Origin of the sequence: Akkermansia sp. AE01SA01, from assembly GCF_036417395.1 — a bacterium.
Classification (GTDB): domain Bacteria; phylum Verrucomicrobiota; class Verrucomicrobiia; order Verrucomicrobiales; family Akkermansiaceae; genus Akkermansia.
This window is the reverse complement of the sequence record NZ_CP143890.1, coordinates 2,223,992-2,240,811: the sequence shown is the minus strand read 5'-3', so window position 1 is coordinate 2,240,811 and position 16,820 is coordinate 2,223,992. Positions and strand designations below refer to the sequence as shown.

General features: G+C 53.2%; 14 protein-coding genes. 9 read left to right on the top strand and 5 right to left on the bottom strand.

Translation table 11 applies throughout. From position 1 onward, the window contains the following. Window positions 1-121: 121 nt before the first annotated feature. Window positions 122-1,045, top strand: coding sequence for an IS1595 family transposase (locus V3C19_RS09020; protein ID WP_295932837.1), 924 nt, complete (start codon window positions 122-124; stop codon window positions 1,043-1,045). Window positions 1,046-1,072: 27 nt separating this feature from the next. On the opposite strand, the gene V3C19_RS12855 is transcribed toward V3C19_RS09020, so the two are convergent. Beyond that, window positions 1,073-1,246 carry a helix-turn-helix transcriptional regulator gene (locus V3C19_RS12855; protein WP_345786452.1) on the bottom strand — a complete coding sequence of 58 codons (174 nt, stop codon included), beginning with the start codon at window positions 1,244-1,246 and terminating at the stop codon, window positions 1,073-1,075. A 195-nt stretch (window positions 1,247-1,441) separates the two neighbouring features. Between V3C19_RS12855 and V3C19_RS09015 the strand changes: the two genes are divergently transcribed. Further along, a complete protein-coding gene (locus tag V3C19_RS09015; protein WP_295932817.1) occupies window positions 1,442-2,761 on the top strand; it encodes a PEP-CTERM sorting domain-containing protein in 1,320 nt (439 codons plus the stop codon). 283 nt (window positions 2,762-3,044) lie between these two features. On the opposite strand, the gene V3C19_RS09010 is transcribed toward V3C19_RS09015, so the two are convergent. Continuing rightward, the gene (locus V3C19_RS09010) at window positions 3,045-3,548 is read right to left on the bottom strand and encodes a DUF456 domain-containing protein (protein ID WP_295932821.1); all 504 of its coding nucleotides are present in this window, start codon (window positions 3,546-3,548) and stop codon (window positions 3,045-3,047) included. A gap of 187 nt (window positions 3,549-3,735) precedes the next feature. Here V3C19_RS09010 and bla point away from each other — a divergent pair, with 187 nt between their 5' ends. The 5 genes from bla to V3C19_RS08985 all read left to right on the top strand — a co-directional run bounded on the left by bla (window position 3,736) and on the right by V3C19_RS08985 (window position 8,745). Further along, entirely contained in the window at window positions 3,736-4,605 is an 870-nt protein-coding gene (bla, locus tag V3C19_RS09005) for a class A beta-lactamase (RefSeq protein ID WP_161981441.1), read from the top strand. Window positions 4,606-4,675: 70 nt separating this feature from the next. Further along, complete coding sequence (locus V3C19_RS09000; RefSeq protein ID WP_130084912.1) at window positions 4,676-6,301, top strand: FtsX-like permease family protein; 1,626 nt, start codon at window positions 4,676-4,678, stop codon at window positions 6,299-6,301. A gap of 13 nt (window positions 6,302-6,314) precedes the next feature. Next, window positions 6,315-7,184, top strand: coding sequence for an RDD family protein (locus V3C19_RS08995; protein ID WP_130084913.1), 870 nt, complete (start codon window positions 6,315-6,317; stop codon window positions 7,182-7,184). Window positions 7,185-7,250: 66 nt separating this feature from the next. Next, window positions 7,251-8,030 (top strand): acyl-ACP--UDP-N-acetylglucosamine O-acyltransferase, encoded by a 780-nt coding sequence (lpxA, locus tag V3C19_RS08990; protein ID WP_130084914.1) that lies wholly within the window; start codon window positions 7,251-7,253, stop codon window positions 8,028-8,030. A 4-nt stretch (window positions 8,031-8,034) separates the two neighbouring features. Beyond that, a complete protein-coding gene (locus V3C19_RS08985; RefSeq protein WP_161981442.1) occupies window positions 8,035-8,745 on the top strand; it encodes an HAD family hydrolase in 711 nt (236 codons plus the stop codon). 50 nt (window positions 8,746-8,795) lie between these two features. Here V3C19_RS08985 and V3C19_RS08980 read toward each other — a convergent pair whose 3' ends face one another. Together V3C19_RS08980 and V3C19_RS08975 are read right to left on the bottom strand one after the other, a co-directional pair. Beyond that, window positions 8,796-10,046: a DNA recombination protein RmuC gene (locus V3C19_RS08980; protein ID WP_161981443.1), complete on the bottom strand. Its 1,251-nt coding sequence runs from the start codon at window positions 10,044-10,046 to the stop codon at window positions 8,796-8,798. 13 nt (window positions 10,047-10,059) lie between these two features. Further along, window positions 10,060-12,720 (bottom strand): transglycosylase domain-containing protein, encoded by a 2,661-nt coding sequence (locus V3C19_RS08975; RefSeq protein ID WP_295932828.1) that lies wholly within the window; start codon window positions 12,718-12,720, stop codon window positions 10,060-10,062. 160 nt (window positions 12,721-12,880) lie between these two features. Here V3C19_RS08975 and V3C19_RS08970 point away from each other — a divergent pair, with 160 nt between their 5' ends. Both V3C19_RS08970 and V3C19_RS08965 read left to right on the top strand, forming a co-directional pair. Next, window positions 12,881-13,885 (top strand): trypsin-like peptidase domain-containing protein, encoded by a 1,005-nt coding sequence (locus V3C19_RS08970; protein ID WP_302388643.1) that lies wholly within the window; start codon window positions 12,881-12,883, stop codon window positions 13,883-13,885. Then, entirely contained in the window at window positions 13,882-15,054 is a 1,173-nt protein-coding gene (locus V3C19_RS08965; RefSeq protein ID WP_302388644.1) for a PDZ domain-containing protein, read from the top strand. Before V3C19_RS08970 ends, V3C19_RS08965 begins: the two co-directional genes overlap by 4 nt. 874 nt (window positions 15,055-15,928) lie before the next feature. Here V3C19_RS08965 and V3C19_RS08960 read toward each other — a convergent pair. Further along, window positions 15,929-16,741, bottom strand: coding sequence for a hypothetical protein (locus V3C19_RS08960; protein WP_295932835.1), 813 nt, complete (start codon window positions 16,739-16,741; stop codon window positions 15,929-15,931). Between the last annotated feature and the right edge of the window lie 79 nt (window positions 16,742-16,820).

Below are 16,820 nucleotides of genomic sequence, written 5' to 3'. Positions count from 1 at the left end.
AATTTTCTACTCGCCCAATATGGGTAAGAAAATTGTAATACAAAATTATTCTCAATACGATGAAAATAAACGCGTACGAACCAATCAAAACACGACAAAATTTCCATATCACAACAACGATATGGGAAACAATAAAACCAAATATACTTCCTTATATGAGTTCTTCTCCAAATTTCCTAATGAGGAATCCGCTCGGAAGTATTTTGAGTTAAAAAGATGGAATGGTCATGTCCGTTGTCCTCATTGTGGTTCCAATTATATCACCGAATGTAAGGATCAAAAACCGATGCCTTATCGCTGTAAGGATTGTAGAAAGTTCTTCAGCGTCAGATTTGGTACAATTTTAGAGGAATCCAAATTGCCTCTTCACAAATGGTTGATGTGCATGTACCTGTTGGCGACTTCCAGAAAAGGCATTTCCTCCATCCAGATTTCAAAAGAACTTGGAATCACTCAGAAGAGTGCATGGTTTCTTTGTCACAGGATTAGGGAAATTTGGATGAAGGATAAAAAGGAGAAGTTGGACGGTATTGTGGAAGTAGATGAAACCTTCATTGGAGACAAGGAATCCAACAAACACTTTTCCAAGAAGCTAAATCAGGGAAGAGGCTCAGTAGGTAAATTGATTGTCATCGGAGCCAAACAGAGGAACGGAAAAGTAATCGTCAAACATATCGACGATACGTCCGCTTACAATTTACAAGGATTCATCGGAAGACATGTAGAGAGGAATTCCAATGTGTTTACGGACGAGTTCAAATCCTATAAAGGACTTGTCGGATTTGTCCATGAGTTTGTCAACCATAAGGGGAAACAGTATGTCAATGGAGAGGTTCATACTAATTCCATTGAAAGCTTCTGGTCTCTATTGAAGAGAGGATATTATGGCGTTTACCACTATATGTCTCCTAAGCATTTGAAGAGGTATATCCATGAGTTTTCCTATAGGCATAATACCTCCAAGGTCGAAGTGATGGAATGTATAGGAGATACGATTACCAAAATGGTTGGTAGAAGGTTGATGTATTGTGAATTGGTAGGTTGAAGAAATTGAACTCTATTTTCCTTGATACTATTCTTTGGAAGACTTCTCCATCACATCATCCAGAAGGCTATGAACATCTATCTGTAGACTTTTACAAATGTTGATGACTTCTGTGAATGTAAGGTACCGTTCTCCTACTTCATATTTGTTGACAAAGGTGTGAGGCGTATTCAAAAGTTCCCCCAAGTCCCGTTGAGTCATATTCAACTCTAAACGTTTTTCTTTTAATATTTTACGAAGATTTTTCTCTTCAATACTATTTCTGTTCCTCATTTTGGAACAATAACAGAGAATAAGATTGTACCAAATTTAGGTACAAAAGTATTTACAAGTCATTCGATATTCGGTAATAGGTCTTCATGTTCCTAAAATGGGGACAAAAACGAGATAAGAACTATGAAGACATTATCATCAGTAAAGGCCCTATTCATTTCCCTAAGCCTATTGGTTTCATACACCATACCCTATTGTTTGGCGGCACAAAAAACTGCCTACGTCACGATTGATGGAGATATTATAGAAGATAACGAAAAACATCATAACCTCTCAAATGCTTCATGCGCTTTATTGATTTCTTCAGGATCTTCCTATACCGGAACTAATATTGTAATTTCTACAGTTTGTAGATCTAATTCTTTTGGGGATGCGGCGATTTACTCAAAAGGAGGAAAATTTCTCAATTTAGGAGCGAATTATGGTTGGTCCTCAGTTACCGTATCAAAGGGAGGCGTGTGGGGTAGTTACAGTTCAGTGATCGAACTGAGTGACATGACCGAAACATCTACTATCTACAATACGAAAATTTATAATTACGCAGATGAGGGAACAGGTATTCGCCTCTGGAATAATTCAAACCTTTTCCTTGATAATGTAGAAATTTATAATGCCTCAGATACGGCGATCCACGCGAGTAGAAACGCTACAATATCAAATAAAGGTAATGGAATTATTAGAATATCGACAACAGGAGATAATAGGGCTTCTATATCCGCAAGCGGAGATTCAAAAGTAACTCTTTATAACACATATATTGAAAATAAAAAATCCAGTACCAGTGGGGTCTTGGTTGGAGATAGTAGTACTATATCTCTTACAAATTCATCTATTTCTTCAGTTAATAACAACACACTGATTTCAGGTGGAAGAAATCTAAATGTTAGTCTTAGTAACGTGGATTTGTCTAAATCTAAAAATCAGAGAATATCCGCTTCATCTGACTTAACTGTTAATATTCAGAATGGTACTTCTTTCGATGGTTATACTTCTCAAGAAAATGATGGTTCAATTAATATAAATTTAACAAAATCAAGTTGGAACATAACTAAAAATTCTACTTTGTTTTCTCTATCACTAAATGAGAATTCATTTTTAACATTTAACTGCGGGAATGGAGATAAGTTCTACTATATATCCGCTGGTTCTGTTTTCATGGATAAGAGTAGTCAAATAAGGCTTGATCTTGATGAGACGAAAATTTTGAGTATGATCTCTTCCGGTGATGAATTCCAACTATTTTCGGGCGATTTGACGAATTATGATCTTTCAGATATTGATATGTTCAACTCTGACGGATCATATAAATTAACTTATGAAGAAGGGGAATCGGGAAAGGGATGGTTCAAATTAATAGGATATGGCGTTGTTCCCGAACCATCGACTTCTACCATGAGTCTATTAGGAATTGTTTGTATTCTCCTAAAGAGACGGAGGGTTTGATAGAAAAAAGGAAGATCGTAAGTTGATCTTCCTTTTTTCTATATTGTTCACCTTCAAATAATTAGGATATAATGAAAATATTATAAAATAGTTTGGTTAGTCAAGTATGTAGGTCCCATAAATTTCTTAGAAATACCAGAATAAAAATGAAAATTGCGCTAGAATCAACGCCTTAATTATAGCCGATTGCCGGAACAGGAATTTATTCCATTTAAAAAATCCTTCTCCTGATTACATTAAAGTTTTAACTTTTAATGACAGGGATGGGAGTGGCCTACCTGGTTCAGAACAGGAAATAGCAGGAGCAGAACCAGGCGATAATCAGCAGGCCGCAGGTGAATTCAAGCAGAAGCCCCGTAAGCATCCCCAGGGCGGCGCCTGACCCGGCCTTGAATGCGGCGGCAATGTCCTTGCGGGCGAAAATAAGTTCGGCCAGGAGTGCCCCCAGGAACGGCATGACCAGAAGGCCGACAATGGGGGTGAACAGGATGGCGCCCACAATGGCTCCGATGAAGGCGCCCCAGATTCCTGCCGAGGTACTGCCGAATTTTTTGGCTCCCATGCCGCCGGAAAGCTTGTCAATGACGAGTCCTCCCGCGACCAGAAGCGCCAGCACGGTCCACTCCCACCACGCCAGGGTCTGGCTGCCCATGACTCCCTGCCAGATGCAGCCGGCCGCAATGATGATGATGCCGGGCAGCATGGGAATAAGTGTGCCGATCAGTCCCATGCCGAACAGGAGCAGGGTGACGCACCAGATGAGGGTTTCAGAAAGTACCGGGGGCATGTTTTCGTTCTTAGCAGGAAGCGGGAGATGTGGCAAGGATTCTGCCCGGCTTGCGGCATGACGGAAAAACGCTGGTCGTCTGATGGATTGCTGTTGCAGTTTCCGTAGTCTGAGTATGCAATGCATGCCTATGGTTTTTTCCGGTTCTTTTTTACGGAACGGAGTCTTGTGTTCCTGTGCCCTGCTTATGGCAACAGTTTCCTTTTCCGCCGAGGTCCCGGAAGGGGATTCCGTCGCCATCCGGGAAATTGTCCGTCCGCTGAAAGCGCATGTGGGCGTTTCCGCCGTCATGCTGGACACGGGCGAATCCGTCTCTGTGGGGGACGAAGCTTTTTACCCCATGCAGAGCGTTTATAAATTCCCGCTGGCCCTGTCTGTGCTGAAACGGGTGGACCAGGGAGTTCTGGACCTGGATCAGAAGGTGAAAGTGACCAGGGACCAGTTGCCGGAAAAAACATGGAGCCCTTTGAGGGACCGCTTTCCGCAGGGCGGCGAGTTTCCACTGAAGGAATTGTTGCGTTTTTCCGTGCAGGAAAGCGACAATAACGCCTGTGACATCCTGTTTTCCCTGATAGGCGGCCCCGCAAACGTTCAAAAGGATTTGAAGGAATGGGGGGTGGAGAACATGAACGTCAAATACACGGAGGCGGACACACACCGGAATCATGAATGGCAGTATTCCAATTCCGCCCGTCCCACCGCCATGACCTCCCTGTTCCGGATGTTTGACGAGGGGAAGATATTGAAAAAGGATACACAGCTTTTTTTGTGGGATATGATGGCTTCCTGCGCTACAGGGGCGGAGCGGTTGAAGGGCCTGCTGCCGAAGGAATACGTGGTGGCGCACAAGACCGGAACGGGAGGAACGTTGCCGGACGGCGCCGTTTCCGCCATCAATGACGCCGGGATCATTGTACTGCCCGGCGGCAGGAGAATGGCTGTGACTGTTTTCGTGATGAATTCCAAGGATTCTCCCGCCGTCTGCGAGGGGACGATCGCTTCCGTAGCCCGCTGGCTGTGTACGGAATGGAAAGCCGCCGGAGGCGTTAAGAAGTGAACGTCCGGGCCGGGACATGTTTTAAGCTTGGAAAGGCCGCGTGCATCAGGCAAGGTGTGCCGCGTTATTCATGAAGAACCTATTGAGCCGGTACATCAGTCTGAGTCTGGCGCTGCGGTATTTGAATCCGCTGCGCACGTTCTTTTCCATCATCACCCTGATCTGCCTGCTGGGCGTCTCTCTGGGGGTGATGGTGCTCATTGTCGTGTTGTCCGTCATGGGAGGTCTTCAGAAGGAAATTCAGGGCAACCTGTTCGCGCATTCCCCCCATGTGCAGGTATGTTACAGGAATGATTTCGGTGTCCGTGAAGTGATTCCGGACTGGGTGGAGCTGAGCGGCAGGCTCAGGCACGTTCCCGGCGTCCAGTCCACGTATGCCCTGATTGAGGATTATGCGCTGGTGGACGTACAGGGGAAGCAGAGGCCCTGCTTTTTCCGCGCCATTGATACGGAAAATGCGGCACAGCTTGAGGATTTGAAGCATTTGATCGTTTCCGGAAATGCCGATCTGGACATGGGGGAAAAGGCAGTCATTTCTTCCATCGTGGCGGAGAACATGGGCCTGAATGTGGGCGATACCGTGCGCGTGTACACCACCCGGAATTTTCAGGAAATTTCACACGCCTATCAGCAGACGGAACTACCTCTGCTGGCGGAAAAAAACGCCGCGGAGCTGGATGAGCTGAAGAAATGGGGAAAATCTCTGAAAGCGGAGCAGGGGCGTGAAGAGGTGTCCCAGGCGTCCGTGGACCAGGCGTTCGCCACTCTGAACAGCCTGTTGGCCGTCCCCCGCAGGGATACGGAACGCTCCGGCCTGCTGGACATGATCGGCCTGCTCAATGAAGGGGAGGCCCTGGAGGGAGGCAAGGCAGCTTTTCCGGAAGGTACGGGCAAGGAATGGGAAGCTGTTTTGGCCGGATTCACCGCCGAACGGCGCAATGAGGCGGACATGGAATGCTTCCGTAAAATCAAGGAGCTGGTCATGCCCAAGGATTTGGAAGTCATCGGCATTTACCGCGCCTCCCAGCACACGCCCAGCCCGGACCTGTTCATTCCCCTGGTCATCGGCCAGGAATTGCTGGGGTATGAGGATGATGTGGTGCAGGCCGTGGCCCTGCGCGTGGATGATCCCTACCATGTGGAGACCATGCTGGCGCCCGTGATGCAGGCTCTGGAAAAGGAGAAGCCTGCTTCTTCCTGGGTTCTGGAAACCTGGCACGACCGGTTCAATTCATGGTTTGAACTGATGCAGAAGGAACGCATGATGATGAGTTTTGTCCTGTCGTTTATTTCCCTGATATCCGCGTTCTGCATCATGGCGGTGATGTTTACCGTTTCCATTCAGCGCAAACGGGAGATCGCCGTCATGAAGGCTTTGGGCGCCACGCCGTTCCAGGTGGTGCGCGTGTTTCTGTGGCAGGGGGTGATCATCGGTTTTGCAGGGGCCCTTCTGGGCGTTGGACTGGGGCTGCTCGTGCTGGAATACCGCATGCAGATCCAGGGTTTTCTGGCGGGAATAGGCTTTGATCCGTTCCCCGTGGCCTTCCACGGCACGGCGAATATCCCGGTGGTGGTTGATTGGGGGGAACTGGCATGGCAGGCGGTGAAGGCCTTTGTGATGGTCGTCGTGGCTTCCATCATTCCCGCTCTCATCACGGCGCGCCAGGATCCGGCCCGTTCCCTCCGCAGCATGTAAACGGAAGCGACTCATGGATATTTACTGGATTCAGGATCATGAAAAAAAGGGGCCTTTGCCGGAAGTGGAAGTCATTTCCATGCTGGAGGCGGGCCTGATCCCGGAAACCGCCCGCGCCTGGCATGCCGGGTGTGACGAATGGGTGCAAATACGTGAACTGCCTGTGATGAAGGAAATGTTTGACCGGAAAGATGAAGAGAAACGCCGAACCATGAAGGAAACCGCCCCCGGAGAGGATAGCGTGCTCACTGGACCGGAGGAATCCGGTGGTGAACGTTCCATGGCGGAGGCTGGGGAAAAATCTCCGGAGGCGGAAAATGAAGTGGTTCTGGTCGTTCCTTACCCTTACGTCCGTTTTCTGGGAAGGATGGCTGACGTGATGATGCACATGACGCTGTATCTGGCCCTGCTCAGGCTGTTCGGTATAGGATTCCAGCCCGGACTGCTGCCGGGCACGTATGAAGCTCTTCTTTACATCTGCCTGCCGATGACGCTTATTGAGGCTCTTTTCCTGAGCACGCTGGGTACGACGCCCGGCAAATCCATGCTCGGCGTTTCCGTGCGCGACTATTTGGGAAACAGGCTGTCTTTCTCCACTGCGTTCAGGCGCTCTCTGTTCGTGATGGTGCTGGGCCTGGGGTGTTTCGCCCCCACTCTGACGATGCTGGCCCTGTTTTTTTCCTGGTGGTGGGTACGCCGTTTCGGCTTCACGCCGTGGGACAGAAGACTGGGAACGACGGACGTATTGAACGAGCCCCTCTCCTTCCGCAAGGTGGCCATGACCCTGGCCCTGATCATTCTGTGTTTGCAGATCATGTACTTCCTGATTCTTCCCTGGCTTCCGGACATGGAGGCCTATGTGCAGGCGTCCTCGCAAATGTGACAAAAAGGCCGTTTTTGCGGGATTTAGTCTTTTCATCACCTGAAATTTTCTCATACTTGTGGCGCCATGCCAGAAATACACCCAACGGCGGTAGTGCATCCTACTGCGGAAATTGCGGATGATGTCAAAATAGGCCCTTTTTGCGTTGTCGGGGAGCAGGTGAAGCTGGGGCCCGGATGCGTGCTTCACAGCCACGTGGTCATTGACGGCCCGTCCTCCTTCGGCAGCGGCAATGAATTCTTTCCATTCTCCGTCATTGGGCTGAAAAGCCAGGACTTGAAGTACCGGGGCGAACCCACTTATCTGGAAGTGGGGGACAACAACGTTTTCCGGGAAAACGCCACTATCAACCGTGCTACGGATATTGGCGGCAGAACGCGGATCGGAAACAACAACTTGTTCCTGGTATCCTGCCATGCCGGTCATGACTGCCAGATTGGCAACCATGTCATCTTTTCCGGTTTTGCGACGGCTGCCGGGCATGTAACGGTGGAGGATTACGCCATTCTGGCGGGATGCTGCGCCGTGCACCAGTTCGTCCGGATTGGAGAGCATGCCATGGTGGGCGCTGTGGCCCGCGTGGCCCAGGACGTGCTGCCCTACACCATTGTAGAAGGCCATCCCGCCGTTACGCGCGCCGTCAATTCCATAGGCATGCAGCGGCGCGGTTTTTCAGAGGAAGACCTGCGGGCCGTGCGCATGTGCTATAAGAAGCTTTTCGTCAACAAAAAACTGACGGTGCATGAGGCCATCGAGGAACTTTTACAGTCTCCTTACGGGGAAAATCCCTGCCTGCAGCGCATCATTGAATTCGCGCAGACGTCGGAACGCGGATTCTGCCACTGAGGCTATGAAAACAGGTTTTGTCTTTGACCTGGACGGAACGCTGGTGGACTCCATTCCCGGCATTGCCCGCGGATTGAACCTGGCTCTGGAATCCTTGGGATGCCCGGAACATTCCGTAGAAGCGATTCGCGGAATGGTTGGGCGGGGCGCCCGGGAGCTGTGCGTGGCCGCCTTGCGTGGATATTTTAACGGACCCGTTCCGGAATCCGCCTTTGAAGCCTTGCATGCGGGTTTTATGCGGGAATACCGGCATACCTGGGAAAACGGAACAGTTCCTTATGCTGGCATTCGTGACATGCTCCTGCAACTAGCGGAAGAAGGCCATCCCCTCGGCGTTCTGTCCAACAAGCCGCACGTGGTGACCGTGCCTCTGGTGCATCACGTCTTTCCGGATGTGCCTTTCCGGATTGTAATGGGTTTTTCCGAGCGTTTTCCCCGCAAGCCGGAGCCGGATTCCCTGCTGTCCATCGTCCATGAATGGGGCAGGAAACCGGAGGAGGCATGCATGGTGGGAGATTCCGCCCACGACGGCAATACGGCCGTAAATGCCGGCACCCGGCTGGTCCTGGTAGGGTGGGGGTACAGTACCCGTGCCGCCCTCGACGCTTTCCATGTGCCTGTGTGCGGTTCCGTGCAGGAGCTGTCCTTTTGCCTGGAACATGAGGAAAACCTGCCGTTTCCGGTTCTGAAACAGGGGGACGAGGTTTCCGAATAGGCCGGAGGCCTGGTGCAGAAGCTTTGCGCAAAGCTTCTTTTTGTCCGTTTTCACTCTTCTTCCTGTACGTCTGTGCCCTTTGCCCGCAAGGTGATGTCTTCCAGACCGGAAGGCAGGTCCTTGGATGACGTGACGCCCAGATTCTTCAATTTCTGGGCCCGCGGAATGAACCGGTGCTCAAAGGAGGAAACGGTCTTGTTGTACTGGTTGACCGCTTGGTTCAGGCTTTTGCCCAGGGAGGAAAAATGCCCGGTGAGGATGGCGCAGGTATCGAACAGGTCCGTTCCCGCTTCAGAAATCTTTTTGGCGTTGTCCGCCAGTTGTTCCTGTTTCCAGCCGTAGGCTACGGTTTTCAGCAGTGCGATCAATGTGGAGGGTGTGGACAGGATAACCCTGTTTTCCGCGCCGAATTCGATCAGGGACGGGTCGGCTTCCAGAGCTGCCTGGAAAAAGGCTTCCCCCGGCAGGAACATGATGACGAATTCAGGGCACGGCGAAAACTGGGCGAAGTAGTTTTTGGCGCTCAATTGCTGCAAATGCTTTTTGACGTCCGCCGCGTGACGGCTCATCCACTGGCTCCGTTCCTCCTGCCTGTCTGTCTCTCCGGCATGGAGGTAGGCCGTCATGGGAGCCTTGGCGTCAATGATGATGGAGCGTCCTCCCGGAAGATGGATGACCATGTCCGGGCGGATCCTGTCTTCTTCTCTGGAACGGGTCTGCTGCGTGGTGAAATCGCAATATTCCACCATGCCCGCCAGTTCCACCACACGGCGAAGCTGGAGTTCTCCCCACTGGCCGCGGGCGTTGTTATGGTGCAGGGCCTGGGAAAGCCTGGCTGTTTCGTTCTTCAGGGCCTCATTGCCGGAAAGGATGTAGCGTATCTGGGTTTTCAGGTCCGCATAAGCGCCCACGCGCTCCTTTTCTATTTCTCCCAGGCGGGACTGGACCAACTTGAGGGAGTCACTCACCGGCTTGAGCAGGGACTCAATGGCCTGCTTTCGGGATTCCAGATCATGCCTAGCCTGCTGGTGCTGGTTCTGGAGACGCGTTTCCGCCAGATTGAGGAATTGTTTTTCCGAGTTGCGAAGGACTTCCGCACTGATGCCGGCAAAGGAATTCCTGAGCACTTCTTCCGCGGTGCGGAGCATCTGCGTCCTGTCCTCCGCCCGTTCCCGCCAGGAGAGGGATTCCGCCTCCAGGCGGACGGAACGATCCCGGTAGCGCAGCAGGGCGACCAGAAGCGCCAGGCAGGCAAGCAGGAGCAGGGCGGCCAGAAGCCAGGGAATGAAGGGGGGAATCATGGAAGGTGGTGGATCAGATGGGAGTGGCGTAGGGGATGCCGTCCGTTTCATCTACGGGTTCGGCCAGCGGAATGTTGTCATCGGAACTGTCGAGCGGCTCTGCATAGGGAATGTCTTCTTCCGAGCCCGGCTCCGCAAGGGGAATATGCTTTTCACACATTTTGGCCGGGGCCTGGTAGCCTACCGTTGTTTCATAATAGGCCGTTTTGGCGTATTGGCAGCCGGAATGGGCCAGTTGGTTGGATTCCCGGCATACGAGAACGGCCTGGCCTTCCGAGGCTGCCCTGGTGCGGATCGCGTTGGAGGGATAGCCTTCCTTTTGGGAGGCCAGCATGATATCCGTCCAGATGGGAAGAGCCAGCGTGCCGCCGTACCCTTTTTCCAGAATCTTGGTGGCGGTGTCAAATCCCACCCAGACGCTGCATGTCAGGTTGGAGGTGTAGCCTGCGAACCAGGCGTTCGTGTAATTGTTCGTAGTGCCTGTCTTGCCTCCGCACGGCGCTTTGAACCCCAGGGCGGTGATTCTGCCCGCAGTGCCTCCGGGCTTGCAGACCTGCTGGAGAATAGAGGAGGTGATATTGGCCGCGCGTTGGGAATAAACGGCGCGCCTGCTCTTGGTGATGGCAAAGCGCGGCTGCCCTTTGGAGTCCGTAATGTGGTCGATGATATATGGCGTGGGGCGCACGCCGCCGTTGGCAAACACACTGTAGGCGCTCGCTACGTCCAGGGGGGAAGCTTCCCAGGTGCCCAGGAACAGGGCTGGAGTCTTGGAGACGTTTCCATGGAACCCGGCCAGCTCGGCGGACTGGATGACGTTGCCCAGCCCGGCCCGGTTGCCGATGCGTACAGACATGGTGTTGCGGGAAAGAATGAGGCCGAAAGAGGCGGGCTTCATGCCGCGGTAGGTGCCGTCCGAGTTGCGGGGGGACCAGTTGGCTGCGCCGCGTATTTCCCCATGGGCGATTCGGTCGTCGGAAATGCGGGTATCCGCGGAATTGCCCTGCTGAAAGAAAGTGGCGTAAACGAACGGCTTGAACAGGGAGCCCGTCTGCCGCCGGGACTGGATGGCGCGGTTCAGCTTGGATTCCTCCGCGTCCCGTCCGCCGACAACGGCCAGAAGCGCTCCCGTGGCATTGTCCATCACCACGGCCGCGGACTGGATGTAATTGGGCATGGGGGGCTGTTTTTTTCCCCTCTGTTCCGCGGGAATTGCCTTGTAGGCGGCCAGGGCCGCCTCATATTCCGCCTTGGTGGTCAGTTTGTTTTTAACGATGCCGCGTTTCTCTCTTCTAGCCTGGAGGGAGGCCAGGTGCTTTTTGAAATCCTTCCGGCTTTCCAGAGCCGTCATGTGCTTGTTGATGATGTCCAGCGTGGCGTTCTGCAGGTCCAGGTCCAGCGTGGTATGGACCACGAGACCTCCCAGGCGGATGTCTTCCTCTTCCAGAATGGCGTCCAGCTCCCGGCGCACGAGGTCCATGGCGTAGTTTTCCTCGGACCTGGACTGCGGCGGATGCGTCACGATGGGTTCCGCGAGAGCGGCGGCGTATTGCATTTCCGTGATCTTGCCGGCGTCTTTCAGCAGCCCGAGCACGATGTCCCGGACTTTTCTGGCTTCTTCCGGGTGCTTGAGGGGGGAAAAATCATTCGGGCCGTAGATGATGCCTGCCAGCGTGGCGCATTCCGAAAGGGAGAGGTCGCGGGGCTCCTTGTCATAATAGCCGCGGGACGCGGCGGCTATTCCCAGGAAGGTGTGGCCCCAGAAAATGCGGTTAATGTAGGTTTCCAGAATTTCGTCCTTGCTGTAGGTTGCCTCAATGCGTTTGGCCAGGGCTACTTCCGTCAGTTTGCTGTGCAGGTTGCGTTCCTGGTGGTTATAAGTGATTTTGGCAAGCTGCATGGTCAGGGTGGAGGCGCCCTGCGTGGCTCTTTTGTGCTTGATGACCTGGGCGACGGCGCGGCCCACGCCGATCCAGTCCACGCCGCCATGGTCGTAAAAGCGATTGTCTTCACGGAGCAGCAGTGCATCTATAAAAATGGGAGGAACTTCCTGAAGGGGAACGCGCCTGCGGTTCTCTCCGTGCAGGGTGCCGATGGTCCGGTTTTTGCGGTCGAGAATAACCGTGCGTTCCGGAATGTTGCTTTTCACTTCCGAAATGTCGTAGCGGTTGGAAATGGTGCCGTACAGGAAAACGAGAATGGCACCGACGACGATGCCTACAAAGGAAACGCTCAACAGGATGCGGAGGGGCCAGCTGATGAACCAGCGGATATTGCGGGTCAGGGCGCCGATGAAGCGGAACGGCATTGTCAACACGAACCACAGGGCCCCGAAGATGGTGAAGCCCGGTTTGCGCCGCTTTCCGGAAGGCCGGGAACTCCTTTCCGGAGTGGCTTCTTCGTCATACTCAACCCGGGGTGTGGGACGGGGTGTTTTCCGTGGCCGCGGAGAGGGCGCGCCATACGGAGAGGAGGAATCGCGCGGGCCTGCCGTTCTGCGGGTGGGGCCCGGAATCACGGCCGGCCGTGGCTCTTCTCCTGGCAGGGCGGGATAGGCAGGGCGGGGCGATTGCCTCTTTCTGCGTGAGGAGCGGGCGCGGGAGGCCGACTGGGCGTCCGGGATGCGTTCCCTCCAGGAGCCGGCGTTTCCTTTCCGTAATTTGTCGTCTACACCCATCCGTGGGGAAATTTTATCATAAATATTTCGGATGGTCGAAGCAAAAGATAGTGTGCCATGTCGCAAATTCATAGACAAATCCGGTCCGTATTGAACGTTCTTGTAGTAGGATATGTCAAACCATCCGATTATCGGTAATTTCATGATATCAAAACATAGAATGGCGAGTTTTTATTACTTGGTCGTTGGGGGCCTTTTGTCCCTATTATTCGTGGGGGACGGCATGGCGGAGACGGTGCCCTCCATGGCAAATTTGCAGAAACAGATTCAACAGGTAGCCCAATCTGCCACAGCAGCTACGGTAGCCCTCGTTTCCGATGGTGGAGAAACGGGTAGCGGCGTTATTGTAAGTCCCCAGGGACTCATTCTGACGGCGGCCCACGTGGTAGGCGGCGACGAGATGATGCGTGTAGTATTTTCAGACGGGCGCGTGATGAAAGGCCGCGTCTTGGGAGCCAACTTCACCCGTGACGCCGCCATGGTGCAGATTCTTGGCGAGGGCACCTATCCGCATGTGGAACTGGGCGAGTCCGATGCATTGCATGTAGGTGACTTCGTGGTGGCCTTGGGGCATTCCAAGGGATTTGACCCGGAACGCCGTGCGCCCATCCGAATGGGAAGGCTTTGCACGGACGGAAAACAGAGGTTTCTGATCTCCGAATGCACGCTGATAGGCGGCGATTCCGGCGGTCCCCTTTTTGATCTGACTGGAAAGCTGGTGGGCATTCACTCCTCCATTGGCCCTATGCTGAAAATCAACAACCATGTTCCCGTTTCCGTTTTCCGTCAAGATTGGGAGAAACTGCTTTCCGGCCGCCATTGGGGCCAGCTGGGCTTGCATCCCATGGCGGACCCGGACTCCCCTGTTCTCGGCTTTGCCATGATGGATGTGATGGGTGTGGAGGGTGTTGTGGTGGAGGATGTGGTCGTGAATTCTCCTGCGGATGAAGCGGGCATCAGGCCTGGCGACGTCATCACGCATATGGACAGCCGAGGCCTGCGCTCCGTGCGCGACATGTTCCGGGAGCTGGGGCGCCACAGGCCGGGAGAAACGGTGCCTCTGGTTGTTCTTCGGAAAGGAACGGCCTACAAGGCCGACCTCACCTTCGGCAGGCGCGGTGACCTGATATCCGGTCTGAAACAAGTGGAACAATCCCAGGGATGATGATCAGATACCTATTGACAGTACTGGCGGCGGGTACCGTATGCGCTCAGGAAATAGCTTCCCCCCTCCCCGCGGACCAGATGATTGCACCGGAAGACAAGGCGGTGCTGGATACCCAGGCGCGCCAAATCTTCCAGGAATGGGACAGGGTAGCCGTTCCCATCGGCAAATCCGTGGTGGCGCTTGTGGCGGGCAACCGTCAGGTGGCTCTGGGTACCGTGGTAGGCAAGGGCAAAGTGCTCACCAAGCTGAGCGACTTGCAGAAGGAAAGGCGTCCGGTCATGCTGGTGGACGCCTCCGGGAAAATTTATGATGCCAAGGTCCTGTTTGCCCTGCCGGAACATGACCTGCTGATGATGGATGTACCGGGGCTGCCTGCTCCGCCCATTGATCTGGACTCCTATGTGCAGGCCAAGGAAGGGGATATTATTGCAGCCGTGTCTCCCACGGGGCATGTCAGCGATTTCGGAGTGGTGTCCGTAGCCCAGCGCAGCCTAAGAGCGGACGACCAGCCTTATCTGGGTATTGTCTCCGATCCCCGCTGGGATGGCGAGGGAGTTATGATCGGAGGCGTGGAAGCCGGGAGCGGTGCCCACCGTAGCGGTCTCCAGGCCGGGGATGTGCTGATGAAGCTCAATGGAAAACCCGTGGACGGGATGTATTCCATACGTGCGGCCATGGTAGGCGTGCGGCCAGGGGAAACCGTCCCTGTGGAAGTGGTGCGCCAGAACCGGAAGGTGGAGGGGCAGCTTCTCACAGGGTCTAGGCCCAAAGTGATGAAATTCCCCCAGAAGCGGCTGGATATGATGAACTCCATGGGCAACCGCATGAGCCTGAAGCGTGACGAATTCCCGCTGGTCATCCAGTCGGACATGACTTTGTTCCCGGAACGGGCAGGGTGTCCGGTCATTGACGTCAACGGCAAATTCGTGGGACTGGCTCTGAGCCGTGCCGGACGGACGGAAACGTACATCCTGCCTTCCTGGATATGCCGGGAATTGGTGGAGGGCGTGCTTCCGAAAGTGCAGCAATATCAGGCAAGCCGTGATGAAAACATCCCGGAAGCGGAGCCGGTGGACGAGGCCTATGACGCGCACCGTTTGGAGGAAAACCGCCGGAAAGTGGAAGACAAGATGAGCCGTCAGGGCCTGGTGCCGAAGGTGTATTAGGATAGCGGAGGAATGTAGAGCCTGTTGATGGGGCTATGGAGCCTTTCCTGACTGCTCATGCATGGTGGGGCCAGAACGTCGTGTTATTTCTCGGCGGAAGGCTCCTTCGGAAGAACTCTTTATGTTCCATATTCCTCAAAACGGAGATCGGGAAAAATCTGTTTTCCTGTGCCGTATAAATGCAATGGGTTACATTTCCGGGGATGTAGAAGAAACGGACAGGATGCGGCCCGTTTCCTGGGAATATGCAGGGCATCATCTTCTTCCGGTTTCTCCACGCTGACTTGAATGTGAAGGAGCCTTGTCCTGAGCAAAATCACCCCTGTCCGTGTACTCTAATTCCACTTTCTCCGCATGGTTCGATTCTTCCGGATACTGCCGGATATCTTAATACCACGGAAAGGCTGTCAATCCCGGTCTGGAGGTGTTCGGAGTAATGGAATCAAGCATCAATAAGCCCTACGACACTCGGTTTTTTCGGCGTGTTTCACGCAGAGAGAGTTTTCCACACCGTCAAATGGGCAGCTGACTTTTTCCAGCTTGGCCCTGAACCTCCTTGAGTGCTGATGAATTCCTTGCGGATGGTCTCGGCAGCCGATCTATTTTTCTTCATAAAAATCCCTTGAATATTGTATCTATAGGAGTGATTTTTATAACGATACGATATATGTTGAGTTTTTATGTATTATTTCAGGAGCTGATTGAATAGCAGTATTCGGAATGTTTCCATGCTCCTGCCGGGGACACGGGTAATTTTTCTCCGGGAAATTACGGTTGCTTGAACTCCATTCCTCCCGGAAATGCCCGGAGGACTCTCTGTATGGCCTCTCTTGGAAAGAGGCTGAAATATTCTCCGCAGGAAGGACGGTATCCGTTACCGTGCCGGAGGCGCGGCAGCCGTTTTTTCCTTGAAAATCATCAGTTCTGAAAGGACGACCGTGCGTCCGGAAGCATCCGGAGAAATAATCATGACGACCTTGCGTCCCGGATAAGTGGTGAGCATCATGCCGCGTTCCTTGACTTTAACGACTTTTCCGTCTTTAAGGCGCGCCATGTACGTTAAGTTGGCGGGAGTGGAGCGGGCCGCGCTGGCACCTGCTGCGTCCTTTCCAAAGACATAAGTTGCCATGCTGGGAAGCTCAATGGCGCTTTTTTCTCCCATTGGGGGATTGGGCAGTTCCAGAGTGAACGTGCGTCCGGTAAGGTTCTGGATGTAGATGCAGTTCATTGGCAGTTCCGCTTCATTGATGAAATCCAGCGTGAAATCTCCCTTGCTGTTCTTGCCTACCAAAGCCAGCGTTTTGGGACCGAGGTTATCCGGGAGCGGTTTGGAAACCAGCTTATTGGTCGGCATGCCTTTTTGGTCCAAGCCTCCGAAAAGGGTAATGATCTTGCTCCGGGGATAAACGCTGCGCCGTCCTGGCAACGCGGCGCGAAGTTCCACTTTCTCCAGCCTTTTGCCGTCAATGGGCATGTAAATGACTTCCGGGAGAGTCATGGGAGTTTTCAGCACGAACCGGATGCCGTTGACGGAAGCAGGCGAAAGGGACTTGTCCACCGTATCTCCGACGGGGGAATTTCTAGCCGGTTCAGGCGTTCTGGGTGCCGCAGGCTGGCGGGACTGCCCATGTACGAGGGGTACGCTTCCGAGGAAGCAGGAAAGGGTCAGGATGAATGGGATGCGCATATGTTCTGGAAAATATGAAGTGTAGGAAGAGAACCCGATACCAATTGTTTGACCGGAGCATTTAACCGGCACGGGAGCG

Excerpts from the sequence above, each read along its gene's own strand:
- V3C19_RS09015 (WP_295932817.1), top strand. The coding sequence starts at position 1,442 with ATGAAGACATTATCATCAGTAAAGGCCCTATTCATTTCCCTAAGCCTA.
- lpxA (WP_130084914.1), top strand. The coding sequence starts at position 7,251 with ATGCCAGAAATACACCCAACGGCGGTAGTGCATCCTACTGCGGAAATT.
- V3C19_RS08985 (WP_161981442.1), top strand. The coding sequence starts at position 8,035 with ATGAAAACAGGTTTTGTCTTTGACCTGGACGGAACGCTGGTGGACTCC.
- V3C19_RS09000 (WP_130084912.1), top strand. The coding sequence starts at position 4,676 with ATGAAGAACCTATTGAGCCGGTACATCAGTCTGAGTCTGGCGCTGCGG.
- V3C19_RS12855 (WP_345786452.1), bottom strand. The coding sequence starts at position 1,246 with ATGACTCAACGGGACTTGGGGGAACTTTTGAATACGCCTCACACCTTT.
- bla (WP_161981441.1), top strand. The coding sequence starts at position 3,736 with ATGGCAACAGTTTCCTTTTCCGCCGAGGTCCCGGAAGGGGATTCCGTC.
- V3C19_RS08980 (WP_161981443.1), bottom strand. The coding sequence starts at position 10,046 with ATGATTCCCCCCTTCATTCCCTGGCTTCTGGCCGCCCTGCTCCTGCTT.
- V3C19_RS08965 (WP_302388644.1), top strand. The coding sequence starts at position 13,882 with ATGATGATCAGATACCTATTGACAGTACTGGCGGCGGGTACCGTATGC.
- V3C19_RS08975 (WP_295932828.1), bottom strand. The coding sequence starts at position 12,720 with ATGGGTGTAGACGACAAATTACGGAAAGGAAACGCCGGCTCCTGGAGG.
- V3C19_RS08970 (WP_302388643.1), top strand. The coding sequence starts at position 12,881 with ATGGCGAGTTTTTATTACTTGGTCGTTGGGGGCCTTTTGTCCCTATTA.
- V3C19_RS09010 (WP_295932821.1), bottom strand. The coding sequence starts at position 3,548 with ATGCCCCCGGTACTTTCTGAAACCCTCATCTGGTGCGTCACCCTGCTC.
- V3C19_RS09020 (WP_295932837.1), top strand. The coding sequence starts at position 122 with ATGGGAAACAATAAAACCAAATATACTTCCTTATATGAGTTCTTCTCC.
- V3C19_RS08960 (WP_295932835.1), bottom strand. The coding sequence starts at position 16,741 with ATGCGCATCCCATTCATCCTGACCCTTTCCTGCTTCCTCGGAAGCGTA.
- V3C19_RS08995 (WP_130084913.1), top strand. The coding sequence starts at position 6,315 with ATGGATATTTACTGGATTCAGGATCATGAAAAAAAGGGGCCTTTGCCG.